This window comes from Burkholderia sp. BC1 (genome assembly GCF_052683555.1).
This window is the reverse complement of the sequence record NZ_JBQYLP010000045.1, coordinates 1-19,426: the sequence shown is the minus strand read 5'-3', so window position 1 is coordinate 19,426 and position 19,426 is coordinate 1. Positions and strand designations below refer to the sequence as shown.

The window sequence follows — 19,426 nt, the reverse complement described above, 5'->3', positions numbered from 1 at the left end:
CCGCGCGGCGCCGACGTCTGTCGTTCAAGAGAATCTATCGCTCCCTTCATTGGCGGCGGAAAACCAGCCCATTCGAGCGCTTCCCACGCCGATCGCCACCCACCACCGATCCCGGCACGCGCGAATCCGACATGTCCACCGAGTCGCGAAGGTGGCGAATCGGACGCTTTGCACGGCTGGCGACACCGTCGGCGCGGTGCCGAAGAATTTAGCGGACCGTTAGTCCGCGCAGCTGACCGATTCACCACTCGACCAAGGAGGATGTTAGATAGTAAGTAGTCCGTAATAAATGATTGATTGTCCGTTTAACTACTCTCTCCCTGAATCGTGCTCGCGCTGCCCATAGTGGCGCGAGCACTACACCCGGCCCGCGCTGCTGGCTACCCACCACATGAGGACTAGATGAATACCGCTCAATTCAACCAGCTCGAGATGCTCGAATATCGAGCCGCGAGCGCCCTCGTTGCATTCGAGGATCGCGTGAAGGCGCTGCTGCAGAACCCCGAAGTGCGTGAAACGCTGAACTTCATCGCTGGCGTGATGCTCGCCGTCACGCTGATGATGGTCGCACGCTACGCGTTCGGAACGGACGGCGCAGAGTTCCAGCAAGGGTCGACAACTGTAGAAGGTTGGGCAAAAGGCAACCCCGGTAAGACATGTGCCCTTGCCGGCGTGTTGTGGGGAAGCGTTCGAGCGATGTTCGTGAAGGACTACGGTGCGTTTGTTATTCCGTCCGGTATCGGCATCGCGGTCGGCGTGATCGTCGGCATCATCGACGCAAGCTACACCGCGACGATTTGAGCGGGGGCGGCGATGTCGGATGATCTCAGTCACTACGTGCCCAGTCGCCTTGACGACCCGGAGAAGTTTCTGTTCTTTCGCAAGGATGTAGCAGCGATCGGCCTTACTGGCACGATCGGCGGTGTGTTGCTCAACCACACCTTGCTTGGCCTTGTCGTGGGCGTTGCGCTCGCGGCGGTTTGGCAGAAGTTCAGCTCCGGCCAGCATCCCGGTATGTCGGCTCACGTCATGTACTGGGTATTGGGTCAGCCGGCGCCGAAGAAGTTTCCGCCGTCCGATCTTCGCGAACTGAACGGGTGACGCGATGACCCCCGGTAAAGCCGCCCAATCACGCGAAGCGCTGCAGGCCGAGAACCGCTTTCTGAAGAAAGTACTGCTCGGAAACGGTACCACCAGCGTAGTCATCGCACTCGTCTGCGCATGGCTGGTCGTCACGCAGCGCGTCATCATCATGCCGCCAGCCGTTCGCGGCACCTACGTCATCGGGGCCCGCTACGCGAACGACCAGTACCTCGCCGATCAGGCCGCGTACGTGCTTTCTCTTTCCAAAAATGTCACGCCGACCACCGTCGACAACAACGTACGGATTCTCCTGTCCATGGTCGACGACGATCGGCGCGCCGCGCTCAAGACCGAATGGGAGGCCGACGCGCTGCAGATCAAGCACGACGGCGTGACGAACGTCTTCGAGCCGATGGGGGTTGGTGAGGTGGACTTCCGCAACAAGGCCGTGAAGGTCACCGGCACCTTGACGACCTACATCTCCGGCAAACGCACGAGCTCGGAACAAAAGACCTATGAGGTCTATTTCGGAATCACCGTCTTCGGCCGCTTGGTCCTCCTCGACATCCGAGAAGCCACGCGCGGCAAACAAGGCGTCGAGCCGCTGGTCACAACGGAGACCCCCGCATCATGAAATTTGCCTTCAATCGACTGCCGCTGAAAAAGCGCACGGCCTTCAGGCCGCGTCTCGTGTTTGCCACCGTGATGTTGCTGACTACCGCTAGTGCGCACGCGATCCAGGTCGTCAAGGGAGCGGATCGGCAGCCGCAGCAGGTCTCGATCTCCGCGGCGGAATACAACGTTCTGTCAATGTCCGGGGGGCGCGGCTTTTCGAAGATCGTGCCTGCCGTACCTAACTCGATCTCGTGGACGCAAGACGGCGGGAAGCTGTGGCTCATGCCCGCAAATCCCACCGCGCTGAACGAGTCGATCACGGTATTCGTGATCGATGACGCGGGCACCACCTACCGTTTGTTGCTCGTACCTGGTCCGCGACCGGCCGAAGATATCCGTATCGAACCGCCTGCAGCGCGCTCGACCCAAGCGCTCCACGCATCGGCCTTTCAACGACGGGTGAAACTCATGATGCTGGCGATGGCCGGTGGTCGGGGGGCACCGCAGCTGTCGTACACGTCGGTCGACACTGTCGTGCCGCTCTGGAAGGAGGCTGTGTTGACGCTGGTCCGTCAGTACAGCGACGGCGATTTCATTGGCGAGACCTACACGCTCTCGAATACCTCGCACACCGACATGGCCATCGACGAGCGCGAACTCTACGCGCCGGGCGTGCTCGCCATCGCAATCGAAAGCGCAAACCTGCCGGCCGGCGCCAGCACGATCGTCTATGTCGTTCGTGAGCGGGGCGACCATGAGTGATGTCAATCAAGCAACCAAGCGCCGCCAGCGGATCCTGACGGTGGCCGGCTTCGCCGTCCTGGCTGGCCTTTTTGCCGTTGGCATGCTCTTTACCCAGAGCGGGCCGGCCAATCGTCAATTCACCACGAAGGTTCCGTTCACGAGCCTCGGCGATCAGAACGATCGTAACGCCTGGCGGGCTCACTCGGAGGCACAACTCGCTGAGCTTACTCGCAGGATGTCGAGTATCGATTCGCGCGCCGACGATGCCGTGTCTCAGATGAAAGCCTTGTCGAAAGCGCAGGAAGAGCTCGGAAAGCGAATCGACGCGATGAAGAGCACGCCAGCAAGCACGCCGGCTACCGCGTCAGGAACAACGGCGGACCGCGCGGCGCTGGACAAGCCGATTCCCCTCAACGGAGCCCCGGCCAAGACGGGGGCGCTCCTGAACCCGCCGTTCGGCAAACCCGGCAAGCTCGGTGTCGGTATGGATGGAGGCCCTCCGAAACTCGACATCATTCAATTCAATACACCGACCGGCAAAGGGGCCGACTGCGTCGACCCCCGCTACTCGTCGTTGCCTTTGGATCAGGCGACACGCGCACAGCAGGACTGCCTGAAGGCCAACGGCAAGAAGAAAGTCACTTTCATCCCTGCGACCTCCTTCGTGCGCGTATTCATGATGAACGGCGTAGACGCTCCGACGGGCGGCGAGGCCCAGCACGATCCGCTTCCGGTGTTCCTCCAGGTATTGGATGCGGCCAATCTGCCGAACAGTCGCAAGCTCGACATCACGGAGTGCCGGATTTTGACGCAGGCATATGGCGATGTGTCTAGCGAGCGCACTCACATGCGGGGCGAAACGCTCGACTGCATCTTGAAGAACGGCCGAACCGTGGAAATGCCGATCAAGGGCAACGTGATGGGCGAGGACGGCAAGGAGGGTGTGCGAGGTCGGCTCGTCTCGAAGGCGGGATCGGCATTGGCCATGTCGGTGTTCGCCGGTATCTCGTCCGGGATTGGGCAAGCGTTCAATCAGTCCGCCAACACCCTCAGTAATACCGCCCTTGGGTCGACCTCCATTATCAATCCGAGCCAGGTCGGCCGTGCTGCTATCGGCAGTGGCGTCTCTGGGGGCGCCGACGCTCTTAAGCAGTACTACATCCGCACGGCTGAGAAGCTTTTCCCCGTGATCGAAACGGACGGTGGTCGCATTGTCGAGTTCGCCGTGACAAAGGGAGCCGAATACGACGGCGCCCTCTCCGATATCAGCAACATCAACGATGGCCTGGCCAACGATGGCCGTGCTAACGATGGGGGCTACACCGATGACTGATGAAACGAAGAGCGTGACCGTCGCAGCGTTCGAGGCCGCAATGCAGCGGTGTGCGGACGAAGCGGAGCACGAAGCGTCGTTCACGCAGGATGTAGACGGCAACTACCACCAACCGGAAATGCGTCGGGCGCTTGCCGGTTGGCTCGGCGCGGCTTCGCTCATTGCCGAGCACGTGCGCGGATTCGCCGATATCGCTGTCGATCGATTTCAAGGTGATCCCGCGTTTCAATCGGGCTTCCTGGAATTTCTTAAGCAAGCTGCCGATCTGCTGGACCTCTCCAGCAACGAATTCGGTTCGTTAGCCGTAACCGACGCGAATCCGCTGACATGTGCGGCAGCGTTCGACGACGCGGCACTCGACGGGTTCAACAGTGCGTTGAAGGCAAAGATGGCGGTGGGCAGAGCCCAGGGGCGTGCCGGCTGGTGGAGCGCGCAACGGGATGACCTGTCGACGATGTTGCGCTCGCACGTCGACAAGGGCGACCCCATCGATATCGGCCTGCTCGCCATGATGCACTGGTACAAAGGCGAGGCCGTGGCGCCTGCCCCGGCGCCGCCCGAGATCGTTGCCGCCGGTGAGCTGACGAAGATTTCCAGCAGTCCGGTCATGGGTGGCCAACTCGACATCAGAACATCGGCCGGTGCCATTGGCATTACCGGCTTTCCGAACGAACTTGCTCGCGAGTGCAAGCCCTTGCTCTGGGAACAGGTGGAGATTGTGATCCGTTCCACGGCAGCAGAGCGACCCGCTGCAGCCGTCAAGGTGGGCGCAGGCGCGGATCGCGAGGCCGTCTGTCACGATTCTGCCGCTCCTTCATTGGAGCAGAAAGCGTGAGCCGACTGACGAAAGCCCAGCGCGATCGGCTCCAGCGCAAATACGACGGACGCTGCGCGTACTGCGGAATGCCATTGCCCGATCGGTGGCATGGCGACCATGTAGACCCGGTCGTGCGCGCGGTCGAGACCAAGCGTACCGCGGATGGCCAATGGAAGCTTGTGAGCGGGCCGTCCAGGCATCCGGAGCGTGACGTCGAGTCGAATTACATGCCGTCCTGTCCGCCTTGCAACATCAGCAAGGGGCAGATGTCGCTCGAGCAGTGGCGCCAGTCGCTCATGAAGCATGTCGCCTCCCTCAATGCGTATCACCCGATCTATCGCCTGGCGAAGTGCTACGGGTTGATCGAGGAAACCGGGGCGCCCGTCGTCTTCTATTTCGAGCGTGTAGCCGCGCGTGCGGTGGCTTCCGGAGAACGTCAGTGAACTCTCCACGCCAATATCAACTGATTCCTTGTCCATTCTGCGACCGCGAAGCCGCCATGCGCGTGTCGGAAGGAATGTTCGGTGGGAGCTGCGTCGACCTCGCGTGCCTCGGCTATCAGATGGTGCTGCTCTTTAACGACGCCGCTGCCGCTGCGGCCGCGTGGAACCGACGCGCCGGCTCAGTGCATCCGGACGATGTCGCCGTCGACCTCTTCGCTGCACGGATGAAACGCAAGCTCGCCAAGAAGCGCGAAGAAGGCCGTGGCGGATGGAGCGACCCCGCGACCGTCTCAGCGATGACGCTCGCGCGCGAGCTTATCGAGCTCGTCGCGAAGGGCGATCCCGTGGATCTTGGCAACGTAGCGATGATGCTCGACCAGCGAGGTGCAGACGCGCGGTTCTTGCAGGCCGCGCTGTGGGACTTCGTGCAACGCCGCAAGCCCGCCGAGGACTGACCATGCCGCGCGCCAAATATATGCCGACTGCCAACGATGTACTTGCTGCGATGCGCCCACGTGTCGCCTATGCAGCCTACGCGTTGGCAAGCGAGTTCCACCTGAGCGCGGCACGAATCCGCCCGTTGCTCGAGGCGATGGTCGCGCAGGGCACGCTGTCAATCGCGCATGTTCCGAATTCGCGGGGCTACAACGTCTGCATTGCCGGAGATAGGCGGACTCCGGATTCCCCTGTTGAAAAGTATGTCGGCGTGCCCGCCGCACCGCGCACGCATGTTGTGTTGACCGGCGACTTGACCGTATACGCGGATGAGATCAAGCGCCGCGCCGACCTTTGCATGATGGTGCGGCGATGACCGAGTCCAGCAAGATCAAGTGTCGCGACCGCACGTGGTTGACCCCTCTTCCCTCGTCGGCACCCACGTTCGTCGGCGGCACCTTTTCCTCAACATGCTCAACGATCCAATGAAACAGGCCAAATTCACTTTCGCTCTTCTGATGACGACGTGCATCGCGTGGGGTTGCACCACCCAAGGTACGTCCACCGTGCCGGCGCACGTCGCCGGGCCAAGCTCTGAAGTCGGTGTCACGGCGTCCGCCGCTCAAGGTGCCACGCCGCAGATAAACCCGGCCGATCCGAACGTTGATCCGGGGGTTGCTGCGCTCAAGGCAGCGCTCCATGCACGCTACCCGGCGACCCAGTTTCGCGAGGTCGCCGCCACGCCGTCGGCCGGCATCTATGAGGTCGTGATGGGTAACAAGGTTGCCTACACGGACGTCACCGGGCGGTACTTCCTGTTTGGCCACCTCTTCGACATGGTGACGCAACAGGATCTGACCGTGCCGCTCGAGCAAGCACTGCAGAAGGTGCGGTTCCCGGCCGACCGGCTTCAGGACGCGTTCGTCGAGGTTCATGGTACCGGCCGCCGCAAGCTCGCGATCTTCGACGATCCTGATTGTCCCTACTGCCTCGCCTTGGAGGACGACCTCTCCAAGCTCAAGGACGTCACGATCTACCGATTCATGTATCCGCTCGAATCGATCCATCCGCGGGCCCGCGCGCATTCCATAGCGATCTGGTGCGCCGAGGACAGGCTTGCCACTTGGCACGCGTGGATGCCCCTCGCATTGTCGCGCTGGATGCGCGATCAGGGATCGGCTGCGACTGGCGGCGCTGGCAAGAAACCTGCACCGCCGCGCGTCGAGCCGAAGCTCGTGTCGTGCGCAAATCCCATTGACGCGAACGAAGCGCTGGCCGCAAGCATGGGCATTTCTGGCACGCCGGCACTTGTGAGCGAGGATGGGCGGGTGCTGCCTGGCGCAGCCAGCGCCGAAGCAATCGATCAATGGCTCGGAGCGAAGTGACCATGAACAGCAAGATCAATCTCGTCACGCTTTACGCGGTTCTCGGTCTGACCGGTTGCAGCTTCAGCGGATACGACGCGAGTTCGCAATTCGCCTGCAAGGCGCCCGAAGGCGTGCTTTGCAGCAGCATGTCTGGCATCTATGCCAATGCGATGGCGCATAACCTGCCCGATCAGCGCGTTCATACACGCGCCGGCGCGACGACGAATATCGCACTCGGCAACTATGCCGGAGATCCCGGCACGACATCGAGCGCATCGGGTGCTCCGGTCAGTGCCAGTTCACGCCCCTTCGTTGGCGCCGCCGGGATTCTCCCGAAAGCGCTCGATAGCGGGGCTCCGGTTCACACGGCTTCGCGCGAGATGCGCATCTGGTTCGCGCCGTGGCAAGACGCGGACTCCGACTTGCACGATCAGGAGTACGTCTATCTGATCATCGATCCTGGCCACTGGTCTATCGCGCACAACCAGCAGCGCATCCAGGCCGCGTTCCGGCCGGTGATGCCGCCGACACCTGCGCCGGATGTTGGCAGCAGCGGCAGCAAGGCAGCTATCCCTAGCTCCAACACCGATTCGACGTCGGGTTCGATCTCGAGTGCCGATCGGGTCATGCAGGGAATTCTCACGCCCGCCGGCGCAGTCGACCGTGCAGCGGCTGCGATGCCTGCAGCGACGGACCACTGATTCGGGAGCCATCGATGAGCACCTTGCAGGCCTGGATCGATGACGCGAAATCGCTCGCGCGAACAGCGATCAGCGAAGCAATTCTCGGCACCGAGGATGATCTTGGACCGCCCGCCCCCGTTGCCGCGGACCAGCGGCGCATCGAGACCGTCGGACTTCATAACCTGCTGCCGTATGACCAGTACGACCCCGCCACCGAGCTCTACTACAACACGGATTCGGTTGGCTTCGTGCTCGCGGTTGCACCGCAGACCGGCGCCGACGCGGAGTTGACCCGCAGTCTCCACGGCCTATATGACTCAGTTCCTGCTGGCTATGGGCTCCAATGGATGCTGCTGGGCGACCCCATCATCGAGGAGTCGTTGAACGCCTACGTCGATCTTCGGCGCGAGTACGCCGAAGCGGGACGTGCACCGTCGTTCTATCTGGAACAGGCGGAGCGCCGCGCCGCGTTCATCCGCGGCAAACTCGGCCAGCCGCTGTTTCTTGGCCAAAACTACTCGATCACGGACAAGCGGCTGTTGCTGTCGATCGTGCGCAAGGGTTCGCTCGACGATCTGAAGCTGATCGAAGAAATCCAGAATGTTCGGGACGTCGTCGCTGCGACGTTGAGCTCCGCAAGCCTGGCAAGCCGTACCGCCGAGCCCAACGATCTGCTGCGCTTTCTCTGGCCGATCCTCAACCCCGGTGCGTTCTTTGGCGATGGGGCTGAAACGATCGATCAGACGTACAGCGACGACAAGCCCATACGTGACCAACTGACGGCTTTCGGTCACCACATGCGTGTGAAGGCGAAGCATTTGCTTTATGGAGTGCCGCCCGAGGATGCCGACGAGCCCGACGCACGCATCGCCGTGCGCAGCTTCGGCGTCCATCAGTATCCGAGTAGCAAAGAGCTGTGGGAGATGAACAACATCGTCGGCTCGCTCTTCAACGATGTCCATCAATACCCCTGCCCGTACCTGATCACGCTCGGCGTCCTTCTTCTCGATCAGACTGCCGTCGAGACACGGGCCGCTTTGCGTAGCGCTCGCGCGACACAGAACGCCGAGTCTAAGATCGCGAAGCTGCAGCCGGAACTTGCCCTGCAGAACAGGGACTGGAAGGCCGTCTCGATGCAGCTCACGCAAGGCGGCTCGATGTGTGAGCTCTATCACACGCTGACGCTCTTCGCCCCGCGCAAGAAAATCGAGCAGTGTGTGGCGGCCGCGAAGGGGATCTGGCGCTCGGAGCGCTTCAAGCTGTTCCCGATGCTGACCCAGCAGCTCACAACATTCCTGTCGGCGCTGCCCATGATGCTGACAAGCGACATGCGGGACGACCTCAAGAAGTTTCGGTTGATCACTACCAAGACCACCGTGAACGCGACCGATATGGCGCCAGTGCTCGGCGAGTGGTCGGGTACCAATGGACGAGCCAACCTGCTCTTTTTTGGGCGCCGCGGTACGCCCGCGCTCGTAGACATCTATTCGAGCGGGACGAATTACAACGGCTTCGTTGATGGTACTTCTGGGGCCGGTAAATCGGTGCTCTTGAACGAGATCATCGCAGCGTTTCGCTCGGTCGGTGGAATCGTGCGGATCTGCGACGTGGGCTACTCGTATGAAAAGCAGATCGACATGGGTGACGGGCAGTACATCGACTTCAAGCCTGGGTCGCGAATCGTCATCAATGCGTTTTCCACTGCTGGCATCGATACCGAAAATGGCCTCGATAGCGAGGTGAAATTCATCCGGCCGATTATCGCGCGCATGGTATCGCCGACCGCTCCTATCACCCCGTTCGAGGGCGCGTTGCTCGATGTCGCAGTGCGCATCGTATGGAAGGACTACGGCCAGGAAGGTAGTCCCACGTTAGTGCGAGACGCCCTGCTGAGCCTGAAGGACCAGAACGGGCAACCCGAGCGCATCGCGTACGAGCTTGCCGTGCGTCTCGAACCGTTCTGCAAGGGGGGTGTCTACGGCGACTACGTCAACGGGCGCACCAACGTGCGACTCGACAACGAAGTGGTCGGACTTGAACTCGAGCACCTCAACAGCGATCCCCAGCTGCGCACGGTGATCATGCTCGGCCTGACCAATCAGGTCACCAACGAAATGTACCGCTTTGACCGGTCGCGGCCGAAGCTGTTCCTGCAGGACGAGGGCTGGCAGATCGTCGGTGACGATCAAGAATCGGCCGACTTCATGGAAGAAGGGTATCGGCGTGCGCGCAAGTACGAAGGCAGCTTCTTTTTCGCGACGCAGGGGATCACCGATGCAGGGATGAACAAGGCAACGCAGGCCGCCTTCGACAACTCCGCATGGAAGTTCCACCTCAAGCAAAGCGACGACACGCTCAAGAAGATCGAGAAGGGTGATGTGATGGATCTTTCACCGGGGTTGAAGCGCATGTTGAAGTCGCTGCGTCCGGTGCCGGGTCGCTATAGCGAGTTCGTCCTTGTCGACCCGAACGGGGGCACGCACCTGCTGCGCCATATCCCCGACGAATTCACGTTGGCCATGGCAACCACCAAGGGGCCCGACTACGAATTCATGGAGCAGTTGCGTACCACCGGGACCTCCACCGAGGACGCTATCCGCGCCCTGATCCAAGCCAAACGGAAATGAACATGCGACACGACCTCGTACTCACCGGCCTTATCTCGATCGGCGCCTCGTTGTTGCTAGGCTCCCCGCTCGTCTACTTCTGGACGCAACGCGAAAAAGTTGCGCCGGTCGTCGTGGTCGACGTGCAGAAGCTCATCAGCGATGAGCAAGAAGCGTTGCTGAAAACCTTCAACAACGGCGATCCCGTCCATATGACGGACGACGCGAAGAACAAGGCGACCCAACACGCCGGCGATTACGCAAAGCGCCTGTCGGCCGCACTGGACCAGCTCGGTGCGCAGTGTGGCTGCGTGGTGATCAACAAAGCTGCCGTGCTCGCAGGTGATGCGCCCGATCTCACGGACCTGATCGCCAAGAGGATCGCCAAATGACTCGTCTCCGGTTGATGGTGCCGCCCCGGCTTTCGGCGCGCACGCGTGGAATAGGAACGGCGGGAGAGCGATTCGCGCCGACCGACGTTGGCGATTATCTGGCCGCCTCGACCAGTACTGGTGCGGCGGTACTTGCAAACGTAACGACGCATGTCGTCTTTTGCCGATCGGCGTGCGGGATGGCTGCAAAGGCCGACCTGCGCGGAGATGAACAGTGATCGCGCTCGTCGCCTACTCCAGCGGCCTGGCTCGCTATCGACGGTTTGTTCGTACCGTCGTCGCCCTGACGATCGTGGCGGCCGTCGCATGGGGCCTCACGCCCTGGTATGGGCTGACGTTCAACATGTCGACCAGTCTGCCGGGGACGCTCTACTTTATCCGCAAGGGCCCCTGTCGGCCGCGCCTCGGCGACACCATCGCATTTCGATGGCACGGGGGGGCGACCTACCCCGCAGGACTGACCTTCATCAAACACGTGGCTGGTCTGCCTGGCGATGTCGTGCGCGTGATTGGCCGGAATGTCTGGGTCAATGAGACCTATATCGGCTATGCGAAGCCACTCTCACTTGCAGGGATGGCGCTGTTTCCGACCGAGGACGGTGTGATTCCACCCAGACACTACTTTGTTGCCACGCCGAGCCCTGACAGCCTCGATTCGCGGTACTCGATCGTCGGCACCGTTCCCCAGTACGCAATTGTCGGGGAGGCCTATGAAATTTTTTGACCAATGCCGTGTCCTCAGCACCTCGGCCGGCGCTTCGACTGGAGGCTCAGATGGTTCTGATGATGGCGTTCGGCTTGTTGATATTGGCCGTGTGGATGAGCGTGGCTCTGCTCTTTCTAGGAGTGGGGCTCCTGGCGGCCTACTTTATCGGCATGTTGTTGGAACGCCTCTTGTATTTGTCTTCGAAATGCTGGGCCCGGAGATAAGGCGAGCTGGCTCCCTTGGTGTCGGCCCGCAACTACGGCCGCGTGTGCGACGCACAGCAGTCGCATGGACCTCGGCATTGCTGCTGGCGGTATGTCCACTTTCCGCTATCGCTGAGGACTTGGGTGTCGTTGGCCCGACGTATCCGATTGCAGAGCACGACGCGATTGCGATGCTGAAGCATCGTCTGGTTGAACTGCAAGCCAATGGCGGGCTGGCGGCCATCGAGCGCCGCGCACGTCAGCGCGCGCTGCATGACATCACGTCCCTGCCACCAGTGCCGGGAATTTCGACCGTTAGCGAGTACTCGAGTCGGCTGATTGATCCGACGGTGACCTACGCAAAACCCGTCACCAATGATGAGGGTGCCGTGATCGTCGCAGCCGGCACGCGTATCAATCCGCTTGACATTGTGACGCTGCACGAGCGCCTGGTGTTCTTCGACGGCCGTGATGCGTCGCAGGTAAAGGCGGTCCAGGCCCTCGCGGCCCGCTCCGGCGATTCAATCAAACCGATCCTGACCGCTGGCTCGTGGCTTGAGCTGACGAAGTCGTGGAAACGGCAAGTGTATTTCGATCAGCAGGGGCGACTTAGCCAGCGTTTCGGGATCACCCGCGTGCCGGCCGTGATCAGCCAGCGCGGTAACCAGCTACTTCTTGAGGAAGAGCCCGCGGCTCAGCTGCGTTGACGCTTCGACGAAACCACCTGTTACCTCCCAATCTACCGGAATCGCGATGAACAACTATGACCGTCTGGACTTCTCTGTCGCCCCGGCCGTTATCGACGGCGTTGAGAAAAACTCGGCCGACGACCGCGCTGCTGCTCTTCAGCACTTCACTGTGACAGGCGAGCCGACGCGGTATGTCGTCGACGTCACGAATGATCAGGTCGTGGTTTCAGGAAAGGGTGTGCTCGCAACTTACTACTGGCGCGCGAGCCCCTACGACAGCAGGGTCGCTCGGCTTTCCATTCAACCTGTCCGCCAGATCGTAGGAGACAGCAGCGGGGAAAGCTTTCGTGTTGTGGCGGGTGCTGTAGACGATGTACATCGTCCTCCTGCTGTCCTCGCCGACCATCTGAGCGAGGTCGAAGCTGTCGAGCTGATCGGTCTCATCGAGACGGGTGTGAAGGCGGCCCTCGGTATCGGCGTTGTGCCGACCCATGCCGTCCAGCTGGATGTGCCCGTTCCCCTCTCTGGCACCGTCGAGCAGGCTCGTCGTTCGATCAGTTCGAAGTTGCTCGACATCCTGGCCACGGCGACGTCACGCGTGGTCTGGGTAATCGCTTGGGGCGTAGCCGGTGCTGCGACCGGCGGTGTTGCGGTGGTCCTCCTGCCAATCGTCTACCGCCTTGGCCATCACGTCGGCGCACACCTGGTCGATTTTGCCTTCGATGTGTATCCGGCATTGCGGGAGCTGCTTTCGTGAACATACGCCATCTCCCTCGCCGCTGGATTTTCGCGATCGCGCTGGTTGCCAGCTGCGTCTCGTTCTCGGCGCCGGCCGATGCGGGTCAGTGTGTCGGTCGATTCGCCAATCCGATCACGGATATCTGCTGGGAATGCGCATTCCCGATGGCCATCGGTAGCGTCACGTTCCTCAATATGGGGCAGGACGACACTCCGAACCCGGGCGGATTCCTTTGCTTCTGCAACGGCACGTTCGGCGTCAAGTTCAGCTTCTGGGAGCCGATCCGGCGCGTCGACGTCACGCGCTCGCCATACTGCTTCGTGTCGCTCGGCGGGATCTCGCTGAACCCAGGCATCCACGCGCCGGAGGGCGAGGTGCGCGAGCAGAAGGACGATACCAAACAGAGCTTCTATCAGGTCCACTGGTACACCGATCCGGTCATGTACTACACCGAGATCCTGCTCGACGATCCATGCATGGAGACGGGCAGTTTCGACATGGCGTACATGACCGAAGTCGATCCGACCTGGAGCGACGACGATCTCACCATGCTCCTCGAGCCGGAGACTTACCTGTTCGGCAGTCCGATTGCCCAGGCCGCGTGCGCAGGTGACTGTGTGCTATCGAGCCTCGGTTTCGGGAGCAACCTACTCTTCTGGTGCGCGGGCTGCAACGGCTCGATCTATCCCTTCAACGGTCACGTCCAGGCGCATGTGTCCGCCATCCAGGCGTCGTCGCTGCTGGTCGAGCGGATGACCGCAAAGTTGCATCGCGAAGGCTTGATGTGGGGCACGACAGGTGACGGCGCGATGTGTGGCTACTACCTGCAGCCCGTGATGGACAAGACCCAATACAAGTACACGATGCTCTACCCCGTTGCGCAAACCGACCAGATAAATGGTCAGTGCTGTCAGCCGTATGGCCGCACGTCGGCGCTCTGGGGTGCCGGAAAAATGATCCCGTACACGGGAGAGGACTTCGCGTACGAGATCTTCCGCAAGCGCAACTGCTGCATGGGCGCCAACCTGGGAGATCTCCCGCAATGACACGTCTCCTTCCCTCCTTGGCGGCCGCGGGCACGATCGGGCTAGCTACCATGTCGGTGTCGGCCCAGACCGTCTCGAACGACGCGCTTGCGCGCGAGCAGCAACAGATCGATACGACGCGCCGAGCGACCTTCGATGCGGCAGCCAGCGGCACCGCGCGCTATCGCGGCGCGATGCCATCGTCGGATGCGATTGACGCCGAGATGCGCCGTATCCAGGGCAATCGCGAACGGCAAATGGATCAGGCGGCAGCAAAGGCGGCTCACGATGGCAACGCGTTCCCGAACCTGCCTACGCCGGCGGCGGCCGCCGCCGGTGCAGATCCTCTCGCCGTTGCGAAAAGGTATGAAAGCCGTACGCAGCGCCGTGTAACGGACACCTTCGTCGCGTTTGCGAGCTTCTCCATGCCCGCTGCCTCGCTCGTACGCCTGGTGAAGACAATGAATCAGGCCGGCGGCACTGTGGTGTTCCGGGGCTTCAAGAACGACTCGCTGAAGGCGACGGCCGCTGAGATGCAGCGGCTGGGGATTGCGTCCGGCGGCATCGTCGTCAACCCGAAGGCGTTCACGCAGTATCGCATCGCCCGCGTGCCCGCCTATGTCGTCACACGCGGTGGAGATGCCAACAGTCAGGTCGACAGCAGCGGATGTGCGCTGCCGGCGTCGTACGTCTCCTTGTCGGGCGACGTGACGCCCGCGTACGCCCTCCGCCAGATCGTCGATCACAGCCCTACCTACGCGGGGATCGCCGAGCGATATCTCCGTGCACTGGGGGATGTCGAATGAACGGAATGCGGGCAACCCTGCGCCGAAGCGCACCACTGGCCATCGCGGCCGTCCTGGCTGCGGTCGCCGTGTGCGCTGCTGCGGACGCCCCATCTACCGGGTCTGCGTTTACTGAAGGCCAGTCGTTCGGTAAGTCAGGAATGAACGCGGCTCACGGAAGCATCAGTGGCGGTGGCTCGAACGTGCCGAACTACACGAACCAGGACGGCGAGCTGACGCCGCTGTATGGCGGTGGGCAGGGCAGTCTCGGGCCCGCCGGATCCGGCAAGGAAGCGGATTGCTCGACGCAGCCAGCCAATCCAAGCGCCTACTGGCGTCAGGAATGCGATGCCGTGAATTACCTCGCGAAGAAGCCGCCCAATCGCATGCCGATCACCGCGAGCGATCCGATTGTGACCGGGAGCAAGGGGACCATCAATAACCCCGGCTCTACGACTAGTTCGCAGGACTGCCACAACGTGACGTCGACCGTGCCAGCAACCTACCGGAAGGAAACCTGCGAGCAGGCGGTGGGTACACAAACATATACGTGCAACCGCATCAACGATCCGGTCTGCACCGAACCCTACCAGGGCTGCGCTGCCGGCGGAGTCGTCGAGGGAAGTTTCAACGGCGGGTTTGCCTCGCGCCTGGCATCGAACTCTGCTCTCTGGAACTTCGGCGCGGACACGGGTTATCACGACAACTCGGGCTACAACGGACTTACCGTGTCCGGCTCGATGAGCTTCAGCGTACAGAACCTTGGTCAGATCGGTACCGCAGTCATCAGCCAGATCACGGCAAACAATACGCTGCGCAGCGTCGACATCAACGGCGTAACGGTCTACACCGATGCGCCGGACGGCGGTCGCATTCTCCAATGTGGGGAGGCGACGCTGCCGGCGTCGGCCGGCGGGATTGATGGACGGCAGACTACTGGCTATCTTGCCGCCGCTTCGCCTGGTGTGACCTTCGCTCACAATTTGGTTTACAACGGCATTCGGAGCGTGTGCTCGGATAAAACTGCGTTCACGGCAGACGGCGGCCTCACGGAGTATCGACCGTTCTTCACATTCGGTAGCGAGTACGAGGGGAACCCCTCGACCATTGCGCCCAACACCGATATCCGCTCGTATCTGCATGAGGGCGTCAATACCGTCGAAATTCAAGCGGCGATAGGTGGGTACGGTTTCCAAGGCGGTGGGCAGGCTCGAGTTCAGCTGACGCTGAACCAGATCTGCACCGCGACTTGCACGCCGAACTGGATCAACCAGTGCAGCTCGTTCGAACAGCGGGCGGCACAATGAAGATCCGCGCTCTCACGTTCGCCACGCGTGCGTTCAGCTTCGTCGGCAGTGTAATGACGGCCACCCTGCTCGCCGCGCCGGTAGCGTATGCCGCGCCAACCTGCCAGCGTACAGGTTCAACCTGCATCGAGCCGGCCGGCACACGTGTCATCAACGGGATTCCGCTCTACCAGGATTGCTGGAATTACCAGGATACCTACGAATGCCAAGCCGCTTCCACCGTTAACGACTGCACGCCATTGCAGCAGCAAGGCTGCGGCCTAGTGAACCAGCAGTGTGTGTCGTACAACGACGCGGTGCCGGGAAGCTGCGACACGATGCAGTACACGTACCAGTGTCTCGATACCCCGGCGCACACAACGACCGTCACCCAATGCACGAACACGATGTGCGCACCGGGTGCCGGATGCTTCTCGTCGAGTAGTGGTGCGGACGGCGCGCTCGGCAAGGTCGTAGCAGGGCTGGAAACCGGGCGCGAAGCCGGCGCCTACGGTGTCGGTGGCGGGAACGTGAACATTTTCAAAGGCTACGACAGCAGCTGCTCGATCAAGGTGCTGGGCGGCCTCGAAATCAAGAGCTGCTGCACCAGCAACGGCGGCGGTGCAGCTTACTCGAACAACGCGATTGGAAGCGCCGCAGTTAGCGCTGGATTGTCGGTTGCCGGAACAGCGGCCAAGCAAGGCATCGCGTTAGGCTCGAAATATGTCTTTGACCAACTGTACGAAACGGTCGATAGCTCCATCGTGAACTCCGGTCTCCTGCAGATGGGTGCATGGGCCGATAGGGCGCTGTCTACCTCCGGCACCTTTGGTGCCTACGGCTTCCAGTTCTCGTTCTCCCTGACCAACGGCGTTCAACTGGCCGACTTCAATCCGTACGTATTCGCGGCCGAGATCGCTGCGCAGCTGATCCAGATGTGGCTCGCCTGTTCCCCCGACGAGCAGGTGCTCAGTCTGAAGCGTGGCCAGAATCTCTGTGTCCAGTACAACCAGGGCTGCTCCAAGCGCGTGCTCGGCGTGTGCGTCGAGGAAAAGAAGAGCTACTGCTGTTTCAACTCGCTGATCGCGAAGCTTGTCAACCAGCAAGGCAAGGCGCAACTCGGCATCCCGTTTGCCGGTTGCGGTGGCTTCACGGCCGACCAACTCCAGCGTATCGACTTTTCGAATATCGACTTTACCGAGTTCGTCAATTCGATCCAGTCCAAGGCCGTCGACGAGGATGCGATTCTGCAGCGCGTGCGGCAATCGATCGGAAGCGGAAAAGGGGTATCCCAATGAAGCGCCTTGTCTCCGCAGCGTTTGCTACTGCGATTTTTGCGCTGCCGGTCGCGGCTTTCGCCGGCAGCTACGACGACTTCAGTGCAGTTCTCATCGATGCGATTGATCACGGGTCAGCGTTTGGCGCGCTGCGTGGACCCGTTGCGGGTTCCCTCATCACCAAGTTGCACGCCAACGGCCCGGTCTACGTCACGGCTCGCCCGGTCGGCGACTTGCCGCGGCCTGGCTGCAAGCGTCTGGACGTTCTGTTCGACGTACGCGGCGTCCAGACCGAGGCGGGCGAAACCAGCGGGCGCCTGGACGTGAAGATGAACTACTGCCGCGATCGAATCCCGCCGATCGGCTTGACGCCGGCGGCGCCGTCGCAACCCGCGGGAGATACACCGTGACGCAGCACCGCCCACTGGTTGCAGATTTCAAAACCCTCACGACGCAGGAGCGTTGAAATGTCCATCGAAAGCATGTTTCCCCCTTCGCGTTCCCGCTCGGACTGGGTCCAGGCGCTGCGGGACAGCCTTCCCTGCTACGTGCGGCGCCTCTTCGTGGCCTTCGTCATTGTGCCGGCGGCCTTCCCAGTTGCTGGGCTCGCAGTGCTCAATCTCGGGTCGTTCACTGGTATGGCAAAGACCGTGCTCGAACAGGCTGCTGGAAGCGGCACGAATCCGGACACGATCCGACTGCGGACATGCACCGATACGGCCGCTCGCCACGCGCCGTCGGCCGCCATTTGTATGCACTGGCGCACTGATGACGTGCCCATCGCGACGCTTGCCCCTCAGGTTGGTCACGGCTTGTTCGTCACTTGGCTCGTTGCTGCCGCCATTACGCTTGCTGCGGACCTCGTCTGGTCTGCGCCCTCGCCTCTCGCACTGCGCAGACAACTCGACTCGATCGGACGGCAGCGTGCCGAACGTAGCAACGCAAGCCGCGAAGGAGAGGCGAAGTGAGACTGCAGATCACGATCACCAGCATGAGCGCCGCGCCGGCGCCCGACTTGCCGAGCCATCTTTTTGCTGGCGCCGGCAGTGACCGGGCGACCTTCCGGGTAACGCGCGGCGCCGCACCGTCGCGCGAAGCCATTTCCGTGTTGCTCGAGGACGCCATCGCAGATGTTTGCGTGACGAACTACGATCAGGCGACGGGGCAAGGCAGCTTCGTAGTTGTCGACGGACCGGCGCCGGCGGCCGGTACGACGATCGAGCTCGATGACGACGCGGTCGCGGATACGGTCGACTTGTCTGATCGGACGACCCCCAGCTCGGGGGTGCCAATCCAACGACCCACGATCGAACAGTTTTACGACATGCTCGATCGGCACGACTGGTTTTTCGGTTACTCGGACGATTCCCGGGTATATCGGTACGGAAGCGACAACCTCGAACGGCTGAAGGAAATTGCAGGTTCCCTCGGCGGCGACCATGCCGCGCTTCTCGCAGCTTTCGAAAGGCATCACTTCTCCGGTGCGCCATGGTCGACCCCTAAGTGGGACAAGCCGGCTCGGCCCGCGAGCGGTGTCGTCAATATCCCGACGGCACCCTCGCCGGCGTCGACAGAACCGAGCCAGCAGCAAGATGGCCGATTTTCTGCCGAACTGCGTCACGTGCAGCACGACCACGACTTGCGCGAGTTTGCTGCATATCAGCGACATTGCATTTCGAACGTAGTTGACGCGGCTTTCGCCTGGCGGAACGCACGTCGTGCGTTTATGGGCGCTGCGGCGGTGTTGCACAAGCCCAGGGTTCGAAGTCAATTCCTTTGGATTCTCGGAGGGAGGCGGCGTCAATCCGATGCAGCCGAACAGGTCAAAGCCGCGCAGTCTTTGGGTTTCGCGGAAGTGCAACTCGAGCAGGCACTCGGGCAATTGATGGACGCCGGCTATCACGTCGACGCGCAGCGGAGCCAGCCATGAGCGCATCCCGAGGCTTCCGGCTCGCGGTAGCGATCCTGCTTCCCGCAGCGCTACTGGCGTCGCCGATCGTGGACGCTGACGGGTTGGACTACAAGTCCGCCTGGAGCTGCGACGGGCAGGAAAAATTCAACTGGTACTGCGATGACGACAAGCCTGCGGCGCCGGCGGGTGCGAGCGCGGCCAAACCGGCCGATTCCGACGACTTCGACCAGATCAAGTGCGTATTCCGGCGAACGTGATCACGCATTTCGGCGGATCGTGATCATGG

The 19,426-nt window shown here is 61.7% G+C and carries 24 protein-coding genes; all 24 read left to right on the top strand.

Annotation, left to right across the window (positions count from 1 at the left end; all coding sequences use genetic code 11):
- Positions 1-402: 402 nt before the first annotated feature.
- Positions 403-801, top strand: a complete 399-nt coding sequence (locus tag ACSHSS_RS20580; RefSeq protein WP_058904074.1) for a hypothetical protein — start codon at positions 403-405, stop codon at positions 799-801.
- A gap of 12 nt (positions 802-813) precedes the next feature.
- Positions 814-1,101, top strand: coding sequence for a type IV conjugative transfer system protein TraL (gene traL, locus ACSHSS_RS20575; protein ID WP_058904073.1), 288 nt, complete (start codon positions 814-816; stop codon positions 1,099-1,101).
- Positions 1,102-1,105: 4 nt separating this feature from the next.
- Entirely contained in the window at positions 1,106-1,717 is a 612-nt protein-coding gene (locus tag ACSHSS_RS20570; protein ID WP_058904072.1) for a type IV conjugative transfer system protein TraE, read from the top strand.
- Entirely contained in the window at positions 1,714-2,460 is a 747-nt protein-coding gene (locus tag ACSHSS_RS20565) for a type-F conjugative transfer system secretin TraK (protein ID WP_077175805.1), read from the top strand. Before ACSHSS_RS20570 ends, ACSHSS_RS20565 begins: the two co-directional genes overlap by 4 nt.
- Positions 2,429-3,775: a TraB/VirB10 family protein gene (locus tag ACSHSS_RS20560; RefSeq protein ID WP_256859538.1), complete on the top strand. Its 1,347-nt coding sequence runs from the start codon at positions 2,429-2,431 to the stop codon at positions 3,773-3,775. The genes ACSHSS_RS20565 and ACSHSS_RS20560 overlap by 32 nt, the downstream gene beginning before the upstream one ends.
- The gene (locus ACSHSS_RS20555) at positions 3,768-4,610 is read left to right on the top strand and encodes a hypothetical protein (protein WP_058904071.1); all 843 of its coding nucleotides are present in this window, start codon (positions 3,768-3,770) and stop codon (positions 4,608-4,610) included. Before ACSHSS_RS20560 ends, ACSHSS_RS20555 begins: the two co-directional genes overlap by 8 nt.
- Positions 4,607-5,035 carry an HNH endonuclease gene (locus tag ACSHSS_RS20550; protein ID WP_058904070.1) on the top strand — a complete coding sequence of 143 codons (429 nt, stop codon included), beginning with the start codon at positions 4,607-4,609 and terminating at the stop codon, positions 5,033-5,035. The genes ACSHSS_RS20555 and ACSHSS_RS20550 overlap by 4 nt, the downstream gene beginning before the upstream one ends.
- Positions 5,032-5,490 carry a hypothetical protein gene (locus ACSHSS_RS20545; RefSeq protein WP_058904069.1) on the top strand — a complete coding sequence of 153 codons (459 nt, stop codon included), beginning with the start codon at positions 5,032-5,034 and terminating at the stop codon, positions 5,488-5,490. The genes ACSHSS_RS20550 and ACSHSS_RS20545 overlap by 4 nt, the downstream gene beginning before the upstream one ends.
- A gap of 2 nt (positions 5,491-5,492) precedes the next feature.
- Complete coding sequence (locus tag ACSHSS_RS20540) at positions 5,493-5,846, top strand: hypothetical protein (protein WP_053526538.1); 354 nt, start codon at positions 5,493-5,495, stop codon at positions 5,844-5,846.
- Positions 5,847-5,880: 34 nt separating this feature from the next.
- The gene (locus ACSHSS_RS20535) at positions 5,881-6,855 is read left to right on the top strand and encodes a DsbC family protein (protein WP_226237368.1); all 975 of its coding nucleotides are present in this window, start codon (positions 5,881-5,883) and stop codon (positions 6,853-6,855) included.
- Between the two features lie 2 nt (positions 6,856-6,857).
- Entirely contained in the window at positions 6,858-7,538 is a 681-nt protein-coding gene (gene traV / locus ACSHSS_RS20530; protein WP_058904068.1) for a type IV conjugative transfer system lipoprotein TraV, read from the top strand.
- 14 nt (positions 7,539-7,552) lie between these two features.
- Positions 7,553-10,147 (top strand): type IV secretion system protein TraC, encoded by a 2,595-nt coding sequence (gene traC / locus ACSHSS_RS20525; RefSeq protein ID WP_058904067.1) that lies wholly within the window; start codon positions 7,553-7,555, stop codon positions 10,145-10,147.
- 2 nt (positions 10,148-10,149) lie between these two features.
- The gene (locus ACSHSS_RS20520) at positions 10,150-10,518 is read left to right on the top strand and encodes a TrbI F-type domain-containing protein (protein WP_226194324.1); all 369 of its coding nucleotides are present in this window, start codon (positions 10,150-10,152) and stop codon (positions 10,516-10,518) included.
- A 214-nt stretch (positions 10,519-10,732) separates the two neighbouring features.
- On the top strand, positions 10,733-11,242 hold the full coding sequence (locus ACSHSS_RS20515) for a S26 family signal peptidase (protein ID WP_077175806.1): 510 nt from the start codon (positions 10,733-10,735) through the stop codon (positions 11,240-11,242).
- 283 nt (positions 11,243-11,525) lie between these two features.
- Positions 11,526-12,134, top strand: a complete 609-nt coding sequence (gene traW / locus ACSHSS_RS20510) for a type-F conjugative transfer system protein TraW (protein WP_244122799.1) — start codon at positions 11,526-11,528, stop codon at positions 12,132-12,134.
- 46 nt (positions 12,135-12,180) lie between these two features.
- Positions 12,181-12,873, top strand: a complete 693-nt coding sequence (locus ACSHSS_RS20505) for a hypothetical protein (RefSeq protein WP_058904064.1) — start codon at positions 12,181-12,183, stop codon at positions 12,871-12,873.
- 35 nt (positions 12,874-12,908) lie between these two features.
- The gene (gene traU, locus ACSHSS_RS20500; RefSeq protein WP_230205789.1) at positions 12,909-13,901 is read left to right on the top strand and encodes a conjugal transfer pilus assembly protein TraU; all 993 of its coding nucleotides are present in this window, start codon (positions 12,909-12,911) and stop codon (positions 13,899-13,901) included.
- Complete coding sequence (trbC, locus tag ACSHSS_RS20495) at positions 13,898-14,686, top strand: type-F conjugative transfer system pilin assembly protein TrbC (protein WP_058904062.1); 789 nt, start codon at positions 13,898-13,900, stop codon at positions 14,684-14,686. Before traU ends, trbC begins: the two co-directional genes overlap by 4 nt.
- 140 nt (positions 14,687-14,826) lie before the next feature.
- Positions 14,827-15,972 carry a hypothetical protein gene (locus ACSHSS_RS20490; RefSeq protein ID WP_258181284.1) on the top strand — a complete coding sequence of 382 codons (1,146 nt, stop codon included), beginning with the start codon at positions 14,827-14,829 and terminating at the stop codon, positions 15,970-15,972.
- A complete protein-coding gene (locus tag ACSHSS_RS20485; RefSeq protein ID WP_058904060.1) occupies positions 15,969-17,249 on the top strand; it encodes a conjugal transfer protein TraN in 1,281 nt (426 codons plus the stop codon). The genes ACSHSS_RS20490 and ACSHSS_RS20485 overlap by 4 nt, the downstream gene beginning before the upstream one ends.
- Positions 17,246-17,638: a hypothetical protein gene (locus ACSHSS_RS20480; RefSeq protein ID WP_058904059.1), complete on the top strand. Its 393-nt coding sequence runs from the start codon at positions 17,246-17,248 to the stop codon at positions 17,636-17,638. Before ACSHSS_RS20485 ends, ACSHSS_RS20480 begins: the two co-directional genes overlap by 4 nt.
- A gap of 57 nt (positions 17,639-17,695) precedes the next feature.
- Positions 17,696-18,196, top strand: coding sequence for a hypothetical protein (locus tag ACSHSS_RS20475; RefSeq protein ID WP_058904058.1), 501 nt, complete (start codon positions 17,696-17,698; stop codon positions 18,194-18,196).
- Positions 18,193-19,158 carry a hypothetical protein gene (locus ACSHSS_RS20470; protein WP_058904057.1) on the top strand — a complete coding sequence of 322 codons (966 nt, stop codon included), beginning with the start codon at positions 18,193-18,195 and terminating at the stop codon, positions 19,156-19,158. The genes ACSHSS_RS20475 and ACSHSS_RS20470 overlap by 4 nt, the downstream gene beginning before the upstream one ends.
- The gene (locus ACSHSS_RS20465; RefSeq protein ID WP_445545468.1) at positions 19,155-19,397 is read left to right on the top strand and encodes a hypothetical protein; all 243 of its coding nucleotides are present in this window, start codon (positions 19,155-19,157) and stop codon (positions 19,395-19,397) included. The genes ACSHSS_RS20470 and ACSHSS_RS20465 overlap by 4 nt, the downstream gene beginning before the upstream one ends.
- Positions 19,398-19,426 lie beyond the last annotated feature (29 nt).

Excerpts from the sequence above, each read along its gene's own strand:
- ACSHSS_RS20580 (WP_058904074.1), top strand. The coding sequence starts at position 403 with ATGAATACCGCTCAATTCAACCAGCTCGAGATGCTCGAATATCGAGCC.
- traL (WP_058904073.1), top strand. The coding sequence starts at position 814 with ATGTCGGATGATCTCAGTCACTACGTGCCCAGTCGCCTTGACGACCCG.
- ACSHSS_RS20570 (WP_058904072.1), top strand. The coding sequence starts at position 1,106 with ATGACCCCCGGTAAAGCCGCCCAATCACGCGAAGCGCTGCAGGCCGAG.
- ACSHSS_RS20565 (WP_077175805.1), top strand. The coding sequence starts at position 1,714 with ATGAAATTTGCCTTCAATCGACTGCCGCTGAAAAAGCGCACGGCCTTC.
- ACSHSS_RS20560 (WP_256859538.1), top strand. The coding sequence starts at position 2,429 with ATGTCGTTCGTGAGCGGGGCGACCATGAGTGATGTCAATCAAGCAACC.
- ACSHSS_RS20555 (WP_058904071.1), top strand. The coding sequence starts at position 3,768 with ATGACTGATGAAACGAAGAGCGTGACCGTCGCAGCGTTCGAGGCCGCA.
- ACSHSS_RS20540 (WP_053526538.1), top strand. The coding sequence starts at position 5,493 with ATGCCGCGCGCCAAATATATGCCGACTGCCAACGATGTACTTGCTGCG.
- traV (WP_058904068.1), top strand. The coding sequence starts at position 6,858 with ATGAACAGCAAGATCAATCTCGTCACGCTTTACGCGGTTCTCGGTCTG.
- traC (WP_058904067.1), top strand. The coding sequence starts at position 7,553 with ATGAGCACCTTGCAGGCCTGGATCGATGACGCGAAATCGCTCGCGCGA.
- ACSHSS_RS20520 (WP_226194324.1), top strand. The coding sequence starts at position 10,150 with ATGCGACACGACCTCGTACTCACCGGCCTTATCTCGATCGGCGCCTCG.
- ACSHSS_RS20505 (WP_058904064.1), top strand. The coding sequence starts at position 12,181 with ATGAACAACTATGACCGTCTGGACTTCTCTGTCGCCCCGGCCGTTATC.
- trbC (WP_058904062.1), top strand. The coding sequence starts at position 13,898 with ATGACACGTCTCCTTCCCTCCTTGGCGGCCGCGGGCACGATCGGGCTA.
- ACSHSS_RS20490 (WP_258181284.1), top strand. The coding sequence starts at position 14,827 with ATGAACGCGGCTCACGGAAGCATCAGTGGCGGTGGCTCGAACGTGCCG.
- ACSHSS_RS20485 (WP_058904060.1), top strand. The coding sequence starts at position 15,969 with ATGAAGATCCGCGCTCTCACGTTCGCCACGCGTGCGTTCAGCTTCGTC.
- ACSHSS_RS20480 (WP_058904059.1), top strand. The coding sequence starts at position 17,246 with ATGAAGCGCCTTGTCTCCGCAGCGTTTGCTACTGCGATTTTTGCGCTG.
- ACSHSS_RS20475 (WP_058904058.1), top strand. The coding sequence starts at position 17,696 with ATGTCCATCGAAAGCATGTTTCCCCCTTCGCGTTCCCGCTCGGACTGG.
- ACSHSS_RS20465 (WP_445545468.1), top strand. The coding sequence starts at position 19,155 with ATGAGCGCATCCCGAGGCTTCCGGCTCGCGGTAGCGATCCTGCTTCCC.